This is a genomic window from Lutibacter sp. (assembly GCF_041596795.1).
GTDB lineage: Bacteria > Bacteroidota > Bacteroidia > Flavobacteriales > Flavobacteriaceae > Lutibacter.
Genome location: NZ_JBFHHX010000032.1, coordinates 1 through 21158 on the forward strand (window position 1 = coordinate 1; position 21158 = coordinate 21158).

Sequence of the window (21158 nt, forward strand, 5' to 3'; positions counted from 1 at the left end):
AAAGCCTTTACAGAAATGTAGAGGCTTTTTTAGTTTATGTATTTAATAAGAATATTCCGCCACCATCATATAAATAATCATTACCCAAGCAAATAATTTCTTTATTATTGATACTTAAAAATTTGGATAATGCTTGGCCATCTTTATGTTTTAGTAAATTACCTAAAAAAAATATTGTATTTTCAGTAGCGCCCATTGTTCCGCCAATAAAACCATTTTTATGATCTTTTATTTTTATTTCTGAAGGCTCGAAATAAAAATTTGTAATGTTATTTTTTTTAAGGGTTTTAACAATGCCTTTGTCTGATGTAATTATGTTGTTTTCTACACTAAACATACTGCATCTAGCATACGATTGTGGAATATTTATTAAGGTTTTGTTGCTATGTTTTTTTTGAATACTACTATCTGGTTTGCCTTGTTTGCAAAAGAAATATTTATCAGTAGCCAAGCAATTGTAAAGTACGCTATTATCTAAATTTATACCTACAGGTTTTTCTCCCAAAGTAAATGCTATGGATTTTTCATTAAGAAAGTTTATTAAATTTTTAGGTGTGTTTGGAGCAATTATAAGATTGTTTTTATCTTGAAACATAAAAATATCAGGATGGCCAGAAATTGAGTTGTAGGTAATTCCTTCACTTGAAAATTCAAAAACATTGTTAACGTATTTTGCAAGATTTTTTTTTACTGTTAAAGGAGCTCGGTGGTCAATTATAGCATACATCTATCTCAAAATTTTTAAGCATTGTATTACTTGTAAATTTAATGTTATACCCTTTATTTTTAAAAAAATCTCTATTTTTTCCTTTGTAACCAACAGCGTAATTTAATTGATTTTTAGCAACTTTAACCTTTAAATCTCCTTTGGTAGTGAGTTTTTCTAGTAAAATATCATTCCATAATTCTGACAATACCATTTCTTTAAAAGAAGGGTGAATAGGGCCTGCAACCAAAGATTTTCCTAATTCTAATTCCTCCGAAGGGTGTAATCCAACTCTTAAAACTTTAGTTCCAGCGTTGTTAAATATTTTTAAAACTTCTTTACTCCAATTAACAGCTTCTTCTAATGAAAGTGCTTTGTAGCTTCCGTTTAAATACATTTTTTCTAGTACAGTTCCTTTTACAACAACGGTTGGATAAATTCTAGTAGTATTTGCTTTTAACTTTACAATATCTCTGGCTGTTTGTAAAGATAATTCTAAAGTATCATGCGGTAAACCTAGCATCATTTGCAGTCCTAATTCAAAGTTTCTTTTATGAATAAGATGTGCAGCTTTTTCAATAGCATCAAATTTATGACCTCTTCCAGATTTTACTAAAATTAAATCGTTTGTAGATTGCGCTCCTAATTCTATAGCAGTTACTCCAAATTGTTCTAAAATATCTAAAATAGGTTCTGTAATATAATCTGGTTTTGTTGAAATACGAATTCCTTGAACTTGGCCATTTTTCACATACGGATATGCAGCTTTTAAATAGCTAATCATTTCCTCTTTAGGGATGCCAGTAAAACTACCTCCAAAAAAGGCAATGTTTATTTCTGAACCTTCTGGAATTGTTTCTAAATAACTATCAATAATATTTTTTATATCATTGGGTTTAGGAATAGAAAAAGTGTTACTTATTTTTTCCTGATTACAAAAAACACATTGATGAGGACACGCTAATTCAGGGATAAAAATTGGAATATTACAATGTTTTTTAGACCTCATTTTAAATATTTTTAGGTATAAGTTTTAAAATGCAATTTTACAATATTTTAAGGTAGTATATTTATAAAGAGTTTATTAAAATTCCAAATAATGTAAATTTTAAGCAAAATTGCATCTGTTTTTTGATATAAATTAATTTATTTAATTGTAGCTCAATTAATAGTATTAAATTTATTGTGCTTTTTTAAATGGCTCTATAGTTCAAGGGATAGAATAGAAGTTTCCTAAACTTTTGATCCAGGTTCGAGTCCTGGTGGAGCTACTTAATAGAATATTTTAAATTTGAGAATTAACAAGTTTTTTAAAACTATAATTGTTGCAAAAAAAAATGGAAAGTCTTTTAAAAATTATATTTCTTAGTTTAATAATTAGTTGTTTTTCTTGTGGAAATTCAAACCCTGGAAAGTCTGAAGTTGAAGAAGAGCTAATAGAGAAGGTTAGTTTTTATTATGGTGCAGATTTATCGTATGTAAATGAAATGTTAGATTGTGGCGCAGCCTATAAAAATAGCGAAGGAACTATAAAAAACCCATATAAAATATTTAGTGAAGCTGGTGCAAATTTAATTCGTGTTCGTTTATGGAACAATCCAACTTGGACAAATTATTCCAACTTTGAAGATGTAAAAGTTACAATTTCAAAAGCAAAAGCCGAAGGAATGAAAGTGTTGCTCGATTTTCATTATTCTGATAATTGGGCTGATCCTGAAAAACAAGAAATTCCTGCAGCTTGGTTAAGCCAAATAAATAATACTACGGAATTAAGTAATTTGCTGTATAATTATACCTATACTACTTTAAACAATTTAGCAACTTTAAATTTATTGCCAGATTTTGTGCAAGTTGGAAACGAAATTAACCCAATGATTTTGCAACATGGCGAATTAAAATGGCCAATAGATTGGACTAGAAATTCAACATTAATAAATAGTGGAATTAAAGCAGTTAGAGATATTTCTAAAGTTAATAATAAAAATATTGAAGTGATGTTGCATATTGCACAGCCGGAGAATGCGTTGTGGTGGTTTAATGAGGCAACAAAAAACGGAGTAACAGATTTTGACTGGATAGGCTTATCGTATTATCCAATTTGGTCTGAATATAAATTAGAAACGCTTTCAATACCATTAAAAACATTGATTAATACCTATAATAAAAGATTAATAATTGTAGAAACAGCATATCCTTTTACCCTTGAAAATGCCGATGAAGCTAGCAATATTTTAAATAATGATGCGTTAATTTCTGGTTATCCGGCAACACAACATGGACAGTTAGATTATCTTTTAAAATTAAAAGAAATTATTATAAATGCTGGAGGTGAAGGACTTATTTATTGGGAGCCAGCTTGGGTAAGTACAAATTGTAGTACTCAATGGGCGCAAGGTTCACATTGGGATAATGCTACATTGTTTGATTTTGATAAAAAAGCAACTTTAGGAATGCAGTTTTACAATGGTTCTTTAAATAATTAAGGATAAATAAAAATCCATTCTTTTAAATTGTTATTAAAATCAATCTTGTTTTCAGCAAATAATTTAAAATCGTTTTTTTTGTAAAAATAGTTAAGCTCTTCCTCTTCAATAGTTAGCCAATATTTTTGATGTGGATGTGTTTCTTTTAAACAGTTTAACCATTTTGAAGCTAATTTTTGATTTCTTTTGTGTTCAACAACCCAAATATAACCTAAGTAATTATATCCTTCAGAAAATAAATGTAAGTGTTCAATCTCAAAAGGAGTCATTTCATTTAATTTTTCAGAAAAAACAATGCCACCACAAATTATTTCGTGCGCTTCTTTAATTACATAAATAGTAGCGGTTTTTTTATAATGCACCCAATTTGGCACAATCAAATTTTTCCATTCAGTTGGTAGAATATCAAAAAATTGATTTGGATTTCCTTTTAATTTGCTGAAAATAAGACTCATACCGCTAAATTTTGGTTGTTTATAATAATCCCCAAGACCATAGTTTGTCAGAATCGTCAAACCATCTGTCTCCAATATCTGTTCTGTAATAACTATTGTTTACAATTATATTATTAATTCTGTTATTCATCATTTTTTGCGCATCTTTCATTGTTAAACCAGTTCCTGAAACCATTACGGCTATTCCGGTATTGCCAGTTATTAGCCATTCGTCATTTATTCTTTTTAAATGCATTGGATGAATTCCTTCTTTAGATTCTTTTCTAAATATAACAATAGAATCTTTAGAGAACAATTCAAAAGTTTTTTTATCATCAAAAGGAAATGGAGGAACCACAATAAAGGCGCCAATTTGAAACCCTTTTTTAACATTTATAGAGAAGTTTTGTCCGCTTGCAATTTTGTATAGCATATTTCCAATAGGTTCTGTAATTCCGGCTCTTTGAATAAAGATTTGAGGAAATCCAAAACGGGAAGTAAATTCTAACGGATAAATGCCATTGCCATTTACTATACAATTAAGATCAATATGTCCAATAAAGTTTTTTTTACTTAAAGTGGTTTCAAATTTTTTAAGTGTTGCTTCAAAAATTGGTGAGTGTTTTACCCAAAACATACTACTTCCCATTTCGCCTGTTGACACGCCTAATTCTTTAGGAAATAGTTTTTTATGTTCAAAACACACGTTTATAGGTGTTAAAAATGTAGTTCCATTAAAAAATGCCGAAACCGATATTTCTACACCTTTTACTTTTCTTTGAAGTTGAAAGTTTCCAAAATCGTTTCCCCAAGATTTTTCATAGGCGTTTAATACATGAATAACATCAATTCCTTCATCATCATTACCAACAAAAAGTAGTTGTTTTAGTTCTTGAGTTTCTCCGCAAGGTTTAATAACATAGGCATCGGGGTTTTTTGTTACATACGCAATAGCGTCTTGAAAATTAAAAAACTCTTTAGATTGTAAAATTTTTACTTTGTGTTTTTTTAACTCTTCTTGCCCAAAATTTCTGTCTAATTCTAGTTGATCAGTATAGGTTGATCCGCCAAAAACAATTTTTCCGGCAGCTCTAAGTTCTTCACTTTCTTTTCCGTAACCAGTATAATCAAACACAACAATATCTGCCCAATCAACATGTTTTTTCCAGTTAGGTACTTTTGGTACAAATCCGTATCCAATTTCTTTAGAAGGTTTATCTTCAATAAATAATTTAACTGCATTGCCTTCTTGTTGAGTTGCATAAGCAATATCTAAAGATTCTCCCCAGCGCGAAACAAATAAAAAATTTCTTTTAATAAAGTCTGTTTTTAAATGATTTTCCTTAACTTTTTTTTGCATTTTTTTTAGTTAATTTTTGATCAATTATAAAGTGAAGTTACTAAATTTATTAATGAATAGTCAATAAAAAAGGGAGTATTTAGCTCCCTTTTTTTTATTCAATTAATGTTAATTTTGTAATTACAAAAACTTCATAAGGTTCGTTACTGTCATCCATTCTTTTTTGAGTTTCATACGTAACGTTAAAAGTTTTACCGTTGTATTTTACATCTTTTAAATCGTAAATTTTACTAACCTCAGCAGAAACTTCTTGAATGTAGTATGTTTCATCTTCGCTATCTGTAAAATAATAAGTATCATCTTCAAATCCGTCAAATACGGCTTTCATTGTTAATACTTCCTGATCGTTTTTGCCAAAGGCTAAAGAAATAATTGTAAAAAAAGTTAAAAGTGCTTTCATTTGTTTAATTTTTAATTCTAAAATTCATCTAAATTGCAATATTTAATAATTGTATTAATAAAGGTAAATTGCTTGTACCACAGAACTTTACACCTAGTTTTATTTAAGAAATAGTTGACTAAATAGTTGGGAAATTTTGATGATTATCTCTGTCGAATGACAAGAGTGCTAAATCTAAAAAATGTGTTTGGAAAGTTAAACACAAATTTAACGGTTGTTTTCATTGCCAATTAATAATGCCTTAAGAATGCATTTTTCGGTACAAATATAATTAAAATTAAATCTCAAAAAACAAAAAAATATCATAATTATTTAAATATAAAAAGGTTATTTTTGAAAATATTGAATGGTAAGAATTTTTAAAAGAATTACTTTGTTTTTATAATAAACGTTATTATTTATTAAATTAAAACTTTAACATTTATTTATTTTAATGATAAGTATAAATAGAAGAATTTTAACATTAGTCAAAATTAAACAGTAGAAAATTTAAATTTGGTATAATTTGAATGCAAATAAACAAATAGAAAACATAGAATTACCAGAAATAGCAGAGTTAGATTTGTTGGTAATTTCTTTTAATAATAATGGAGATGTTGTGTACATATCTCCATATTGTGAGGTTTTATTAGGTTTTAGTATTTCTAATAATCTAAAAGAAAATTGGTGGGAAAAAACATATTTTTCGGGTGAAGAAATATTTTTCAGTAAAGAAAAAATTAAAGATTGTTTAGCTGGTAAAATAAAGTTATCCAAAAAACCTTACGAAACAAAAGTTAAATGTGTAGACGGTAATTATAAATGGATAGAGTGGAGAGATTCTATGCCCAATAAAAATACATTTACTTCTGTTGGCGTAGATATCACAAAAAGAAAATCAGATGAAATTGCTTCATTCCATTCTAATGCAATTATAAATAGTGTGGATGCTATGATTTTGGTAAGTGACAACAAAGACAATGTAATTTTTTGTTCTCCATCTGTTGAAACAATGCTGGGTTATAGTGAAGAGGAAATTATGGGTGAAAATTGGTGGAAATTAACCTATGAAAACGAGTCGGAAGCCAAAAAAGTAAAAGAGGCTATTCATAATTTTGTGTATTTTCATGTGAAAGGATTTGTTGATATATCAAGAAGGCGTATAAAAACAAAAAGTGGAGATTATAAATGGATTGAGTGGCAATTATCAAAAGGGTTAAATGATACTTATATTTCTATTGGAACTGATATAACTAGCAGAATTTCAGCTGAAATAGAGTTAAAAGAAGCCAAGGAAACAGCAGAAAAATCTGCGAAGGTTAAAGACGAGTTTTTGGCAAATATGAGTCACGAAATTAGAACTCCCTTAAACGCAGTTATCGGATTTACAGAATTGTTGTTAGAAACCGTGTTAACAAAAGAGCAAAAAAAGCATTTAGAAACTATGAAGAATTCTGGTGAAATTTTGCTTTCTCTTGTTAATAATGTGTTAGATTTGGCAAAGCTCGACTCTAATAATGTAGAAATTGAAAACATTCCTTTTGATCTTTATAAAAGATTAAATGAAGTTGTTAATTTAATGAAATTAAAGGCTGCTGAGAAAAAGATAAAGTTAAATTTAATAATTAATCCAAACACGCCTAAATTTGTTTTAGGAGACCCAACACGTTTAGGCCAAATTTTACTTAACCTTATAGGAAATGCTGTAAAATTTACCAATGAAGGTACTGTGGAGGTTTTGGTAAAATTAAAAAAAGATGAAAACGAAATTGCTCAAATTTATTTTGAAATAAAAGATACAGGAATTGGTATAATTTCAAATAAAATAAGTACAGTGTTTGGAGTTTTTACGCAAGCAAAAAGCGATACTTCTAGAATTTATGGAGGAACTGGATTAGGATTGGCAATTGTAAAAAAATTAGTTGCATTATATAACGGGGAAATTAATGTTGAAAGCAAATTTGGAATAGGAAGTGTATTTAAAATGACACTACCATTTAAGGTTGATATAACAAAAGTTGACGATAAATTAAATGGTGAAATTTTACCAGAAGATATTAACCTTAATTTAAACATTTTATTGGTAGAAGATAATAAAACCAATCAGTTATTAGCAACAACTAGGTTAGAACGCTGGCAGTGTGTTGTAGATGTTGCAAACAATGGAATTGAAGGAGTGAAAAAGGTTCAGAAAAATAATTACGACATTATTTTAATGGATATTCAAATGCCTGTTATGGATGGTTATGAAGCCGCAAAAATTATAAAAAACGACCTTTCTTCGGAAGCAGCGCAAACGCCAATTATTGCAATGACCGCTTATACATCTGAAGACGATTTAAAAAGAGCACTTGATGCAGGAATGAGCGACTATGTGTTAAAACCATTTAAAAAAGAGGAGTTGTTTAAAATATTAAAAAAATATGGCAATAGCACTCATTTAAAAATTAAGGATAAAAAAGAAGAAGAAAACCCTGAAAATAATACTATTCAAGAAAAGTATACAGATTTAGAGTTTTTAAAACAAGAATCTTTAAATGAATCTTCAATTTTAATATTGCTTATTCAATTGTTTTTAAAAGATTTAGATGAATATTTGAAAATTGCCGCTAAAGAATTAAAAGCCAAAAATTGGGATGAATTGCACAGAGCTACACATAAAATAAAACCAAATATTAGTATGTTTGGAATTAGCAAAATGGAACCAATTGTGCACTCACTAATGAAAAAATTTGAGAAAAAAGACGATTTAAAGAATGTAGAAGAACTTTTAACTAAATGTTTCCAAATAGCAGAAAAAGTTAAAGAAGAGTTGAAAGAAGAATTAAAAACATTAAAAAATGAGTAATTCAAAAAAAATTGTACTGGCTGAAGATAACACAACCTTGTCTTTATTATTAAAATTTAGACTAGAAAAAGAAGGGTATCAACTTTTTATTGCTGAAGACGGAAAAAAAGGAATAGAGTTAATAGAAGAACATAATCCAGAAATGGTTTTAACTGATATTATGATGCCTTTTATTAGTGGATTAGAATTAATTAGCCATGTACGTAATAAATTAAATTTAAAAATTCCAATTATTGTGTTTTCGGCAGCTGGCCAGGAAGAAATGGTGCTAAAAGCATTTAATTTAGGCGCAAACGATTTTATGGGAAAACCATTTAGCCCAAATGAATTGGTCATCAGAATAAAAAGATTACTGATGTAAATAAAGAATGTTAATAAGTTATGAGTATTTCCCAAAATGTTTTACAATATTTCTATCAACTTCCAATTTTGCTTCAAATTGTTTGGTTGTGTAGTGTTGGGTTAACTTTATTAATTATTTTATTTCTTTTTTATTTATATTATTTAAGAAGCTATTTACGTGGTGAAGAATCCGTTTTAAAAGAATTATTTACCCAATACGAAACCAACTTAATAACCTATTTATATTCTGGTGATATTGATGTAGAGATTAGTAGTGAGCAGAAAAAAATTAGTGATAAAATGAAATCTTGTGCTAAAAACACATTTAAAAGAAATATTTTAATTTCAGTTTTATCAAAATTAAAAAATGATGTTTCTGGAGAAATTGCCACAGCAATTAATTTATTATACATAAAAACAGGTCTTATAAATTACTCTATTAATAAACTAGAGAGTAAAAAATGGGAAATAATTGCATTAGGAATTAAAGAGTTAACGCAATTTGAAGTGAAAACTGCTTATAATGAAATAAATAAATACCAAAATCATCCTAAACATGAAGTTAGAAATCAAGTACAACTTTATTACGTTAGTTTATTTCAGTTTAAAGGACTAGAGTTTTTAAATAATTTAAAAACACCTATTTCAGAATGGAATCAAATACAATTGTTAGAAATTCTTCAAAAATTTGATGACCAAGAAATTACAGATATTTCTCCTTGGCTAAAATCTGATAATGATTCCGTTGTGCTTTTTGCATTAAAATTAGCTAAAATTTACAACCAGTTTCAGGTTATAGAAATTTTATTAGAACTTTTAAATCATATCAATAAAGATATAAGAATTTGTGCTATAGAAATTTTAGGATATTTTCATGTAAAAGAGATAAAAGAAATTATAAAGCCAAATTTTTTTGATAGAAGTAACGAAGAACAAATTTCATTTTTTAAAATTTTTGAAGAAGTAATAGATGCTGAAGATGAGAGTTTTATTATTGAAAATACATCAAATGCGAATTTTGAAATTAGATTTTTAGCATTTAAACTTTTAAAAATGATAGATGTTAATAAATGGCATGCTATAAAATTAAATACTACTGAAATTGATAATGAAAGAATTTTTAATTATTTAGAAGCAATGTAAGTTAAGTATGGATAGTAGCACGATAAGAATTTTACTTTTAATAATACATATACTATTTTTTATATATGCGTTTTCTGTAATTATGTCGTACATAATATTAGCTATTATTTCGGCTATTGAATCAAATCAATACATGAAAAAAAATAGTTTTGTAGATTATGATGATATTCTTTCTTCAACCGTTTCACCTTCCATCTCAATAATAGCACCAGCATACAACGAAAGTTTAAATATTATAGAAAACGTAAGGTCTTTACTATCAAGTCATTATGTTAATTATGATGTAATAATTGTAAACGATGGGAGTAAAGATAATAGTTTAGATTTGCTAATTAAAGCCTATGATTTGGTAAAGGTTAATTACTTAATTAACGAGCAAATACCAACTCAACCCTTAAGAGCAGGTGTATTTAAATCTACAAATCCAGCTTTTGAAAAATTAATAGTAGTTGATAAAGAAAATGGAGGAAAAGCCGATGCTTTAAATTTTGGTTTAAACATATCAAATAGTAAATATTGCGCTTGTATTGATGTTGATTGTTTATTGCTAGAAGACTCACTTCAAAAAATGATAAAACCGTTTTTAGAAGCTACCGATGAAAGAGTTATTGCTTCAGGTGGAGTTATTAGAATTGCCAATGCTTGTACTATTAAAGAAGGAAAATTATTAGACGTTAATTTACCGAAAAAATGGATTGAAATAGCCCAAATATTAGAATATTTAAGATCCTTTTTATTAGGAAGAATGGCGTGGAGCAGATTAAACGGATTGCTTGTTATTTCTGGAGCTTTTGGAATGTTTGAGAAAAAAATAGCCATTGAAGCTGGAGGGTATGATACCAATACGGTTGGTGAGGATATGGAAATAATTGTAAGAATGAGAAGGCGAATGGAAGAGAAAAAAGTTAAATATAAAGTAGCTTATATTCCAGATCCTTTATGTTGGACAGAAGCCCCAGATAATTACAAAATTTTAATATCACAAAGAAACCGTTGGACCAGAGGAACCATTGAAACATTAAAAACACACAGAAAAATTGCTTTCAACCCCAATTATAATTTGTTGGGAATGTTAAGTTTTCCATATTGGTTTTTTTATGAAAGATTAGCTCCTATTATTGAGGTTGTAGGAATGTTATATTTTATTATTTTAATAGCTTTAGATATTGTTAGATGGGATTATGCATTTGGTTTCTTTTTGCTGGCATATTTGTTTTCAGTAGCATTTACCTTGGTAGCAATTTTTTCGGAAGAGTTAACTTTTCATCAATATAAAAAGAAAGGAACTGGGTTTAAACTAATATTAGTTACACTTTTAGAACCTTTTATTTTACATCCGGTAATTTTATATGCAGCAATTAAAGGAAATTATGATTATTACTTTAATAAAAAGAAAAAATGGGGAGTAATGGTTAGAAAAGGAATGGCAAAAACATAACTGAACTATTTTTAGTATGGAACTAAAACTACATTTAAAAGAAATATATAAATATTGCTACTTTTTTTTAGCTTTAGTAGTTACTTTTTGGGTTATAAGTTTTTTTGAAGTGTACCAGTTATCTTCAAAAAACATGAATATTTCTTTTGGATCAATGGTGTTTTATAAGTGGTTGAATGATATTTGGACAGGTTTACTTATTTGCCTTTTGCTTTTTCCAATTTATTTTTTAATTGCATATTTTCATAAAAAAACAGCAATAATTTGTATGCAAATTATTATTTCAATTATAGTAATAGGTCAATATGCATTGGTAAATTATAGTTTAACAACCTTGTTAAATTTAGGCGCAGATTTATTGGGGTATTCTTATAACGATATAACTACAACAGTTTCTTCTTCGGTTGCTTTTTCAATAGGATACTTTGTGCCATATTTGATATTTGTAGGCAGTTTTTTAAGTTTAATTATTGCTTTTAACAAGTTGTTTTTAGAAAAAAGAACAGTACTTATATCAGCAATAATAGTGCTATTGGGCGCAAGTAAATTTGTTTATGCAAAAACTTCGGAAAACGAATATAAAAACAAACTAAATTATTTAGTTTCTGATATTTTAAAATTTCAGCTAGAAAAAATGGAAATGGAGAGTTTTGATTTATCTGGAAGAGATGATTACCCATTTTTAAAACCATCGTCGGAAATTGACAATGTTTTAGCACCACTTTTAACTTTAAAAGAAGAAAAACCATCAATTGTTTTTATTATTGTTGAAGGTTTAGGAGCTGAGTTTGTTGGAAATAATACCTATGGAGGTTTTACACCTTTTTTAGATTCTTTAATTGATGAGTCGTTATATTGGGAGAATTTTGTAAGTACCACTGGAAGAACCTTTGGAGTATTACCATCTATTTTGGGCTCGCTGCCATTTGCAGAACAAGGTTTTTTAGAGCAAAAAAATATACCTTCTCATTTATCTTTAATAAGTATTTTAAAAGCAAATGGTTATACAACTTCCTTTTATTCTGGTGATAAATCTAGTTTTGATAGAAAAATTAATTTTTTAGAATTTAACGGCATAGATTATATAATAGATGAAGATAAATTTGGACGAAATTATATTAAATCTGAAGCCAATGAAGAAGGTTTCTCTTGGGGATATCCTGATGAAGAAATATTTAGAAAAACTTTATCGGTTTTAGATTCAAAAACCTCTCCAAGGTTAGATGTAATTATGACTATTTCTAATCACGAACCATTTTCATTTCCAAATAAAAACAAGTATTTATCAAAAGTAGATAGCATTGTTTCAACAAAAAAAATGAATTCGGTTTTAAGTGCAGAATTAAAATCAAATTCAGAAATATTTGCAAGTTTATTATATACAGATACGTCTATAAAAGGATTTATAAACGAGTACAAAAAAAGACCAGATTTTGAAAATACAATTTTTATAATTACAGGTGATCATAGGTTAATTCCTATTGCTCAAAAAGATAATTTATGTCGTTTTCATGTGCCATTTTACATATACAGTCCAATGGTAAATAAACCAAAAAAAATAAAATCGGTTTCTTCACATTTTAATGTAACGCCAAGTATTGTATCCTTGTTAACAAATTCTTACAATTTTATTAAGTTGGAAAACGTTCCTTGGATAAGTAAAGGCTTAGATACGACAGAACAATTTAGAAATATTCATAAAATACCATTAATGCGTTATAAAGGAAGTATAAACGATTATTTATATGATGAGTATTTCTATTCTGATGGAAATTTATTTAAAATAAATGAAAATTTTGAAACCGAAAAAGTAACCAATCCATCATTATTAACAACCATTTCAGATTCGTTAACTGCTTTTAAAAAATTAAATATTTATAGTACTTTAAAAAATAAAATTTATCCAAAAAAAAATAATGAGTATGTAAATTTAAGAATGGAATTTACGAAAGATGATTTAAACTTTATTAATAGTGTAACCAAAGGATTAACATTTGATCAAACCTTTAAAAAGGCTCAAGAATTTGCCTTTAATAAAGAATATACAAAAGCACAACTATTATGTAATTATGTTTTAAATGAATTTCCAAATCACGCAGATGCCCGAACTTTAAAAGGTAGAACATTAGCTTGGGAAGGTAATTACAAAGAAGCTGAGTTAGAACTATTAAATGTTTTAAAGCGCGTACCTTATTATTACGATAGTTATTTGGCTTTAATGGATGTGTATTGGTGGTCTAATCAAGATGAAAAATCTATTAAAATTGCTCAAAAAGCATATAAAAATAAGATTGTAAATGGTAATTTGGGCTTTAAATTAGCCAAAGCATTTGAAAGATTAAATAATAAAGATAAATCAATAAAAATAATGGATAGTTTGTTAAAAATATATCCAAATAATACTACTTATAAAGCATATAAACAAACCCTAAAATAAAATGAAACAATTACAACAACAATTTTTAGTGGTACTATTTTTTGTTTGCACAGCTGTTTTTTCGCAACAAAAAGAATTTAACGGAGATCCAGATGTTACTTTTGAAACCGCAAGAAAATTAGCATTTGATGGGCAACGTAAACAAGCGCAAGATTCCTTAGTAATGTTGCTAAAAAAATACCCAAATTATAATGATATCCGTTCGTTTTTAGCAAGTACATATTCCTGGGATGGAAATTACAAACAAGCAAAAAAGGAATTTTTACATGTACTAGAAAATGACCCAAAAAACGAAACTGCTTGGGTAGCTGCTATAAATAATGAATTGTGGTCAGAAGCTTCTTTTAGTGCCTTAGAAATGGCAAAAAAAGCGTTAGAAAATCTACCCAATAGTGAAGCTATTTTATTGGTAAAAGCAAAGGCCGAAGAAAAATCTCAAAACCCAGAAGATGCACTAAAAACGGTGAATTACATTTTAAATTTAAACAACAACAATGTTGATGCTAAAAATTATTTGGAAAGCTTAAATCAATCTTTACGATTTAACTCTGTTGGAATAACTTCATCAGTAGATTTATATTCAGATGAGTTTGATCCTATGCAATTTTACGCCTTAACCTATAAGCGAATTACAAAATATGGGAGCATTATAGCAAGAGGTAATTTTAGCAGAAGGTTTAATGATAACGGTACTCAATTTGAGATAGATGCCTATCCAAAAATTGCCAAGGGTTTATATGCATATTTAAATATTGGTTTTTCTAATTCTTATTTATACCCAAATGTTCGTTTTGGTGCAGAGCTTCATCAATCATTACCACATAGTTTAGAAATCTCCGTAGGTTTAAGGTCTTTAAAATATAGTGAAACAACAAATATCTATACAGGATCTGTTGGCTGGTATACAGGTAATAGTTATTGGTCGTTCAGACCATATTTTACACCTGGTGATTCTGGCACAAGTACATCAGGAACTTTAAATTATAGAAAATATAATAGTGATGCTGATAACTATTTTAGCATTTCTGCAGGTATAGGTTTTTCGCCAGAATTGTATCAGTTTGAATTTGAAGGGAACGAAGATAAAATTATAAGTTTAGAATCTCAAAAAATTAATTTCGGATATTATTTTACGTCTAAAAGTAAACAAAATGCTTGGGGAACTCAGTTAGGGATTTCACATCAAGAAATAAGTTTTGATCCTGGAAATTTCTTTTGGGTTACTACTTTAGGTGTATCTTGGGAATTAAAATTCAAATAAATTGTATGAATTTAGAAATTGAACGGAAGTTTTTGGTTGTAGGAGATTACAAAAAACTTGCTACAAAACGATATAAAATTGCGCAAGGATTTTTATCATCGGTTCCAGAAAGAACTGTGCGTATTAGAATTAGAGATGATAAAGGATTTATTACTGTAAAAGGTATTTCCAACAATTCTGGTACATCACGTTTCGAATGGGAAAAGGAAATTACTGTTGAAGAAGCTCAAAATTTATTAGCTATTTGTGAACCTTCAATAATTGAAAAAACACGTTATTTAATTCCAATAAAAAATAATTTATTTTTTGAAGTAGATGAGTTTATAGGAGAAAATTTAGGACTTGTTGTTGCAGAAATAGAATTACCATCAGAAGAATTTAAATTTGAAAAGCCTTTGTGGCTAGGAAAGGAAGTTACAGGTGAAAAAAAATATTATAATTCGGTTTTATCTAAGAACCCATTTAGTAATTGGTAATTTTTAGTTATATTCGACCTTAATTTTAAGACTATTTATGTTAGAATTAGCAGGAATTATCATCTTAGGTATTGTAGCTCAATGGTTTGCATGGAGGTTTAAAATACCCGCAATTTTACCTTTAATTTTAATTGGATTGCTTGTAGGTCCCTTATCTACACTTGTTTCAGATGATGGCACTAAATGGTTAGAGCCGGTTTGGAATGGTACGGAAGGCTTATTTCCGGGAGAGCGTTTATTTAATTTTGTTTCATTAGCAATTGGAATTATTCTTTTTGAAGGTGGTTTAACACTTAAAAAAGAAGAAATACTAAATGTTGGTCCAGTAATTTTAAAATTAATTACCTTAGGTTCTGTAATCACTTTTTTTGGAGCAGGTATTGCGGCTCACTACATTTTTTACTTAAGTTGGGATATATCATTTTTATTTTCAGCATTAATTATTGTAACTGGTCCTACGGTTATTGCTCCAATTTTGAGAAATATTCCATTAAAAAAAGATATTTCAACGGTATTAAAATGGGAAAGTATATTAATAGATCCCATAGGAGCATTGGTATCGGTTTTAGTATTTGAATTTATTAGCGTTGGTACTGGGTATGAATATACAAAGGAAGCTTTAATAGAATTTGGTAAAATAGTAATAATTGGTGTTTCTATTGGTTTTACATCGGCATTTGGTCTTTATTATGGTATTTCAAAACGCTTAATACCGCATTATTTACTAAATGTTACAACCTTAGCCAGCGTTCTTTTTGTATTTGTATTGTCTGATTTTTTTGCACACGAATCTGGATTACTTTCCGTAGTAATTATGGGAATGGTTTTAGGAAATAAAAAAGCAAAAGAATTAAAAGACATTCTTTATTTTAAAGAGTCTATTAGTGTTTTGCTAATTTCAATTTTGTTTATTTTATTGGCCGCAAACATAAATATTGGAGATTTATATTTATTATATAATATGGAATCTATAATGCTGTTTGCTGTGGTAATATTAGTTTTAAGACCCTTGGGTGTTTTTTTAAGTACCATTAATTCAGGATTAAAATTTAATGAAAAAATATTTATAAGTTGGGTTGGTCCGCGTGGAATTGTAGCAGCAGGTATTGCATCTTTATTTGGCTTAAAATTAACAATGCAAGGTGAGCCAGGTGCGCAATATATTACACCGTTGGTTTTTATGATTGTGTTAGGAACCGTTGTGTTAAATGCAACAACAGCTAGGTTATTTGCTAAAATTTCAGGTGTATTTCTTAAATCTTCCGATGGTATTTTAATAGCAGGTGCTTCAAGTTTTTCTAGATTAATTGCAACCTATTTAAAAGAAAATGGAAGGCGAGTAGTGTTAATAGATAGCAACCCAAAAAGTATTGAAAAAGCAAGAGCTGTTGGCTTAGAAGCTATTGAAGGAAATGTATATTCAGATGATTTAATAGATAATATTGAATTAAATGATGTGGGTTATTTATTAGCATTAACAGCTAGTGCTTCTGTTAACAGATTTGTTTTAGACCGATTTTCGGAGGATTTTGGGGAATGTGGTGCTTTTCGTTTAATTTCTACTGAAGAAATGATTGAAGGAGACCAAAAACCAGACACGAACCTTTTTACGCACCACGATGATTATATTAATTTAAGTGAAGTAGTAAGAGATTATCCGTACATAAATGAAATTACACTTAATTCTAAAGAAGAATATCAAAAATATTTGAAAGAAATTAATTTTGAAACCCATGCAATTCCAGTTTTTGTGAAAGATAATAAAGGTGTAATTCATATTATTTCATCATTATTAAACGATGATGCTATTCAAAAAGGCAATAAATTAATGTATGTTGGTAAAAAAGTAGCGTAAATTTTAACCTAATTATAATATTCTCTAAACTTTTAAATAACAGGTAATCCTGTACTTGTGCCTATATAACTATTCATTTTTTATGAATAAAATTTAAATAGGTGAATTCTACAAAAAAGAAAAGAAATATTGATATTGTTGTTATTTCAGATATACATTTAGGAACGTATGGTTGCCAGGCAAAAGAGTTACTAAACTATTTAAAAAGCATAAATCCACAAACAATAATTCTTAACGGCGATATAATTGATATTTGGCAATTTAGTAAACGCTATTGGCCAAAATCACACATGAAAATTATCAAATATCTTTTTAAATTAATTTCTGAAGAAAAAAGGGTGTACTATATACCTGGAAATCATGATGAAATGCTACGGAAATTTGTAGATTTTAAGTTGGGAACATTTTCAATTCATAATAAAGTAGTTTTAGAGTTAAATGGAAAAAAAGCATGGTTTTTTCATGGTGATGTTTTTGATGTTACTATGCAGCATTCTAAATGGTTAGCTAAACTTGGTGCAATTGGTTATGATTCCCTTATTCTATTAAATAGTTGTGTAAATTTTGTTAGTAATTTTTTTGGAAAAGGGAAAATATCTTTGTCAAAGAAAATAAAAGACAGCGTTAAATCTGCAGTAAAATTTATCAATAATTTTGAAGAAACCGCCACAAATATTGCTATAGAAAATAAGTTTGATTACGTTGTTTGCGGCCATATTCATCATCCAATAATTAAAGAAATTGAAAATAATAATGGTAAAGTAATGTATTTAAATTCAGGTGATTGGATAGAAAATTTAACAGCATTAGAATATGTAAACAACCAATGGAATGTGTATAAGTATAATGACGATGATTTTGAAAAAGAGACCAATGATTCTGAAGCTAACATTGATTTAGTAGATCAATCTACAGATGAGATTTTTGGTAAATTATTAGCTGATTTTAATTTTAAAATATAATGAAAATATTATACGCAATACAGGCTACAGGAAATGGACATTTAAGTAGAGCTAAAGAAATTATTCCTGCTTTATTTAATAGAGCACAAGTGGATGTTTTAGTAAGCGGAACTCAAGCCGAAGTTTCTATAGCTCACCCAATTAAATATACGTATAAAGGGTTAAGTTTTTATTTTGGTAAAAATGGAGGAATTGATTTTATTAAAACCTTTAAAAAAAATTCTATTTTTAGTATTATTAAAGAAGTAAAAAATTGCCCTGTAGAAGAATATGATTTGGTTATTAACGATTTTGAACCAATTACAGCAATGGCTTGCCATTTAAAAAATGTTAAAAGCATTTCTTTAAGTCACCAAAGTATATTATTCACCCCAAATATTCCAAAACCATCTCATACAGATTTAATAGGAAAATTAATATTAAAAAAATATGCCAAATGCAGTATAAATTATGGCTTTCATTTTAAAAAATACAACGATAATGTTTACACTCCTATTATTAGAAATGATATTAGAATTTTAAAAACAACTGAAAAAGAGCACTATACTGTTTATTTGCCATCGTATTCTGACAAGCGAATAATTAAGGTCTTGTCAGAAATTAAACATGTTAAATGGAAAGTTTTTTCAAAATATGCACAAAAAAACTATCAAGTTAAAAATGTTTACATATGTCCAATTGATAGTGGTAAGTTTGAAAAAAGCTTAGCTTCGTGTAAAGGAATTTTATGTGGTGCTGGTTTTGAAACACCTGCAGAAGCTATTTATTTACAAAAAAAAATCATGGTAATTCCAATGAAAAATCAATACGAACAACACTTCAATGCAAGTGCTTTAAAAGAGATAAACGTACCTATTTTAAAATCGTTAAAGAAAAAGTATATTCCTAAAATTGAAAAATGGATTTTAAACGATCAAAAAATAATACTTGAATTTCCTAATGAAACGCAACAAATAGTAGATCATATTTTGTACGATTTTATTGTTGAAGAAGAAATTTTATTTATTTAAAACTATCCTAATAATAGCGGTCTAATCGTAAAACTTTGTATTTTTAATTTTTATAAAAAACTGTATTAATTATGAATAGCAAGGAATCTGAATTAAAAGTAATACGTTGGGGAATAATTGGTTGTGGTGATGTAACTGAAATTAAAAGTGGTCCTCCGTATTATAAAATAAAGGGTTTTTCTTTAGATGCAGTTATGAGACGCGATGAGCAAAAAGTGAAAGATTATGCGAAAAGGCACAATGTAAAAAAATATTACACCAATGCAGACGATTTAATAAATGATGTTGATATTGATGCTGTTTATATAGCTACACCACCAGACACTCATAAATTATACGGATTAAAAGTGGCCGCAGCAGGAAAACCTTGTTGTATTGAAAAGCCATTGGCTCCTTCTTATAATGATGGTTTGCAAATTGTAGAGGCTTTTAAAAAAAGTAATACACCTTTGTTTGTAGCTTATTATAGAAGAACGTTACCAAGGTTTGTGCAAGTTAAAAAATGGATTGATGAAGGTGTAATTGGAGAAATACGACATGTAAATTGGCATTTAAGTAAACAAGCGAGTGTAATTGATCAATCAAAAAAATATAATTGGAGAACCGATAAATTAGTAGCTCCTGGTGGTTATTTTGATGATTTGGCAAGTCACGGAATTGATTTGTTTACCCATTATTTTGGAAATATTAAAAATGCTTATGGAATTAGTTTAAATCAACAAGGTTTGTATACAGCAAAAGACGCCATAACTGCTTGTTGGGTTCATAACAATGGTGTAACTGGATCTGGTAGCTGGAATTTTGGCTGTAATAAAAATAAAGATGTTACTTTAATTTATGGAAGTAAAGGAACCATTAAATTGTCAATTTTTGATAACATTCCAATAATTTTGGAAACGGCTTTAAAAAATGAAAGTTTGATGATTGAGCATCCAGAAAATGTACAGTACTTTCACGTAGAAAGTATGAGAGATTTCTTTTTTAGTGGAAAAGAACATCCGTCAATGGGTAATTCCGGACTTCATACTAGTTGGGTAATGGATAAAATTTTGGGAACAATTTAATTTTTTTGATGAACTTATTTAGCACACAAGCAGCTGAAAATATTTTACCCTTTGATGGTGAAGTATATAATTATGGTTTGGTGTTAAATAAAGAGGAATGTAATTTGTATTTTAATACTTTTTTAAAAGCTAATTTTTGGGAACAAGATGAGTTGGTAATGTTTGGAAAACGAATTGTAACTGCGCGTAAGGTTGCTTGGTTTGGAGATTTAGACTATCAATATTCGTATTCAAATTCAATTAAAAAATCAATTTACTGGACTCCAGAATTACTTTCGATAAAAAATTTAGTGGAATTAAAAACTGGACAAAAATTTAATTCTTGTTTGTTGAATTTATATCATAATGGAAATGAAGGAATGGGTTGGCATCAAGATAATGAAAGGGAATTAGGTGTAAATCCTGTTATTGCTTCGTTAAGTTTAGGTGCAACCAGAAAATTTAGCTTCAAACATATTCAATCAAAACAAAAAGTTGAAATTATTTTGCATCCAGGCAGTTTATTGCTTATGAAAGGTGAAACTCAAGAAAAATGGTTGCATAGTTTGCCTAAAACTACCAAAGTTAACATGCCAAGAATAAACTTAACGTTTAGGAATATTTATAATTAATTGGCGTATTTCCAATAATGTGGATTGGTATCTTCAGAAACCTGATTCCAATAATCTTGCGTTACTTTATGTCCGTCAAATGTTTTTAATTTACGTTCAAAAACCCATATTGTTGGGTTAAAAACCATATCGGTTACTGCAACGGTGTATAGTTGCGGATCTTCTTCAGATTTTCTTTTTTCTTCTTCTATAATAACTTCAAAACCATTATGTTCTAATAGTTTTGTTAAAAAATCTTTTCTGTTTTCATTGGTGTTTTTTTCAACAAAAGTTACTCTTGTTTCACCTATACTTCCAAAAGAATGTTTTCCGTCTAATCCCATAATTTGTGTTATATTTTCAAATAACA

The 21158-nt window shown here is 28.2% G+C and carries 19 protein-coding genes and 1 tRNA gene; 14 read left to right on the forward strand and 6 right to left on the reverse strand.

Features of this window, described 5'->3' with window-relative positions:
• Window positions 1–34: 34 nt before the first annotated feature.
• Both ABY298_RS05855 and ABY298_RS05860 read right to left on the reverse strand, forming a co-directional pair.
• Window positions 35–727 (reverse strand): DUF6873 family GME fold protein, encoded by a 693-nt coding sequence (locus ABY298_RS05855; RefSeq protein ID WP_372745074.1) that lies wholly within the window; start codon window positions 725–727, stop codon window positions 35–37.
• Window positions 711–1715, reverse strand: coding sequence for an elongator complex protein 3 (locus tag ABY298_RS05860; protein ID WP_372745075.1), 1005 nt, complete (start codon window positions 1713–1715; stop codon window positions 711–713). Before ABY298_RS05860 ends, ABY298_RS05855 begins: the two co-directional genes overlap by 17 nt.
• A gap of 190 nt (window positions 1716–1905) precedes the next feature.
• Between ABY298_RS05860 and ABY298_RS05865 the strand changes: the two genes are divergently transcribed.
• Both ABY298_RS05865 and ABY298_RS05870 read left to right on the forward strand, forming a co-directional pair.
• Window positions 1906–1977: transfer RNA gene (locus tag ABY298_RS05865), tRNA-Arg, on the forward strand.
• 66 nt (window positions 1978–2043) lie between these two features.
• On the forward strand, window positions 2044–3189 hold the full coding sequence (locus ABY298_RS05870; protein ID WP_372745076.1) for an arabinogalactan endo-beta-1,4-galactanase: 1146 nt from the start codon (window positions 2044–2046) through the stop codon (window positions 3187–3189).
• Here ABY298_RS05870 and ABY298_RS05875 read toward each other — a convergent pair.
• The 3 genes from ABY298_RS05875 to ABY298_RS05885 form a co-directional block, all read right to left on the reverse strand.
• Window positions 3186–3644 (reverse strand): hypothetical protein, encoded by a 459-nt coding sequence (locus tag ABY298_RS05875; protein WP_372745077.1) that lies wholly within the window; start codon window positions 3642–3644, stop codon window positions 3186–3188. The genes ABY298_RS05870 and ABY298_RS05875 overlap by 4 nt on opposite strands.
• 19 nt (window positions 3645–3663) lie before the next feature.
• Window positions 3664–4983, reverse strand: coding sequence for a phosphoribosylamine--glycine ligase (locus tag ABY298_RS05880; RefSeq protein ID WP_372745078.1), 1320 nt, complete (start codon window positions 4981–4983; stop codon window positions 3664–3666).
• A gap of 94 nt (window positions 4984–5077) precedes the next feature.
• Window positions 5078–5383, reverse strand: coding sequence for a hypothetical protein (locus ABY298_RS05885; RefSeq protein WP_372745079.1), 306 nt, complete (start codon window positions 5381–5383; stop codon window positions 5078–5080).
• 505 nt (window positions 5384–5888) lie between these two features.
• On the opposite strand from ABY298_RS05885, the gene ABY298_RS05890 reads away from it, so the two are divergent.
• The 12 genes from ABY298_RS05890 (at window position 5889) to ABY298_RS05945 (ending at window position 20809) form a co-directional block, all read left to right on the forward strand.
• Window positions 5889–8210, forward strand: coding sequence for a response regulator (locus ABY298_RS05890; protein ID WP_372745080.1), 2322 nt, complete (start codon window positions 5889–5891; stop codon window positions 8208–8210).
• Window positions 8203–8571, forward strand: a complete 369-nt coding sequence (locus ABY298_RS05895; protein WP_372745081.1) for a response regulator transcription factor — start codon at window positions 8203–8205, stop codon at window positions 8569–8571. Before ABY298_RS05890 ends, ABY298_RS05895 begins: the two co-directional genes overlap by 8 nt.
• Window positions 8572–8591: 20 nt before the next feature.
• Window positions 8592–9695, forward strand: a complete 1104-nt coding sequence (locus ABY298_RS05900) for a HEAT repeat domain-containing protein (RefSeq protein ID WP_372745082.1) — start codon at window positions 8592–8594, stop codon at window positions 9693–9695.
• A 7-nt stretch (window positions 9696–9702) separates the two neighbouring features.
• Window positions 9703–11133, forward strand: a complete 1431-nt coding sequence (locus ABY298_RS05905; protein ID WP_372745083.1) for a glycosyltransferase family 2 protein — start codon at window positions 9703–9705, stop codon at window positions 11131–11133.
• 16 nt (window positions 11134–11149) lie between these two features.
• Window positions 11150–13570 carry a sulfatase-like hydrolase/transferase gene (locus ABY298_RS05910; RefSeq protein WP_372745084.1) on the forward strand — a complete coding sequence of 807 codons (2421 nt, stop codon included), beginning with the start codon at window positions 11150–11152 and terminating at the stop codon, window positions 13568–13570.
• A gap of 1 nt (window position 13571) precedes the next feature.
• On the forward strand, window positions 13572–14831 hold the full coding sequence (locus ABY298_RS05915; RefSeq protein ID WP_372745085.1) for a YaiO family outer membrane beta-barrel protein: 1260 nt from the start codon (window positions 13572–13574) through the stop codon (window positions 14829–14831).
• Between the two features lie 5 nt (window positions 14832–14836).
• The gene (locus tag ABY298_RS05920) at window positions 14837–15307 is read left to right on the forward strand and encodes a CYTH domain-containing protein (RefSeq protein ID WP_372745086.1); all 471 of its coding nucleotides are present in this window, start codon (window positions 14837–14839) and stop codon (window positions 15305–15307) included.
• A 37-nt stretch (window positions 15308–15344) separates the two neighbouring features.
• The gene (locus tag ABY298_RS05925; protein ID WP_372745087.1) at window positions 15345–17162 is read left to right on the forward strand and encodes a cation:proton antiporter; all 1818 of its coding nucleotides are present in this window, start codon (window positions 15345–15347) and stop codon (window positions 17160–17162) included.
• A 101-nt stretch (window positions 17163–17263) separates the two neighbouring features.
• The gene (locus tag ABY298_RS05930; protein WP_372745088.1) at window positions 17264–18124 is read left to right on the forward strand and encodes a UDP-2,3-diacylglucosamine diphosphatase; all 861 of its coding nucleotides are present in this window, start codon (window positions 17264–17266) and stop codon (window positions 18122–18124) included.
• Entirely contained in the window at window positions 18124–19134 is a 1011-nt protein-coding gene (locus ABY298_RS05935) for a glycosyltransferase family protein (RefSeq protein WP_372745089.1), read from the forward strand. Before ABY298_RS05930 ends, ABY298_RS05935 begins: the two co-directional genes overlap by 1 nt.
• 71 nt (window positions 19135–19205) lie before the next feature.
• Window positions 19206–20198: a Gfo/Idh/MocA family protein gene (locus tag ABY298_RS05940; RefSeq protein WP_372745090.1), complete on the forward strand. Its 993-nt coding sequence runs from the start codon at window positions 19206–19208 to the stop codon at window positions 20196–20198.
• A gap of 8 nt (window positions 20199–20206) precedes the next feature.
• Window positions 20207–20809, forward strand: coding sequence for an alpha-ketoglutarate-dependent dioxygenase AlkB (locus ABY298_RS05945; RefSeq protein ID WP_372745091.1), 603 nt, complete (start codon window positions 20207–20209; stop codon window positions 20807–20809).
• Here the strand turns inward: ABY298_RS05945 and ABY298_RS05950 are convergent.
• Window positions 20806–21132: a hypothetical protein gene (locus tag ABY298_RS05950; protein ID WP_372745092.1), complete on the reverse strand. Its 327-nt coding sequence runs from the start codon at window positions 21130–21132 to the stop codon at window positions 20806–20808. The two genes, ABY298_RS05945 and ABY298_RS05950, sit on opposite strands and share 4 nt — an antisense overlap.
• Window positions 21133–21158 lie beyond the last annotated feature (26 nt).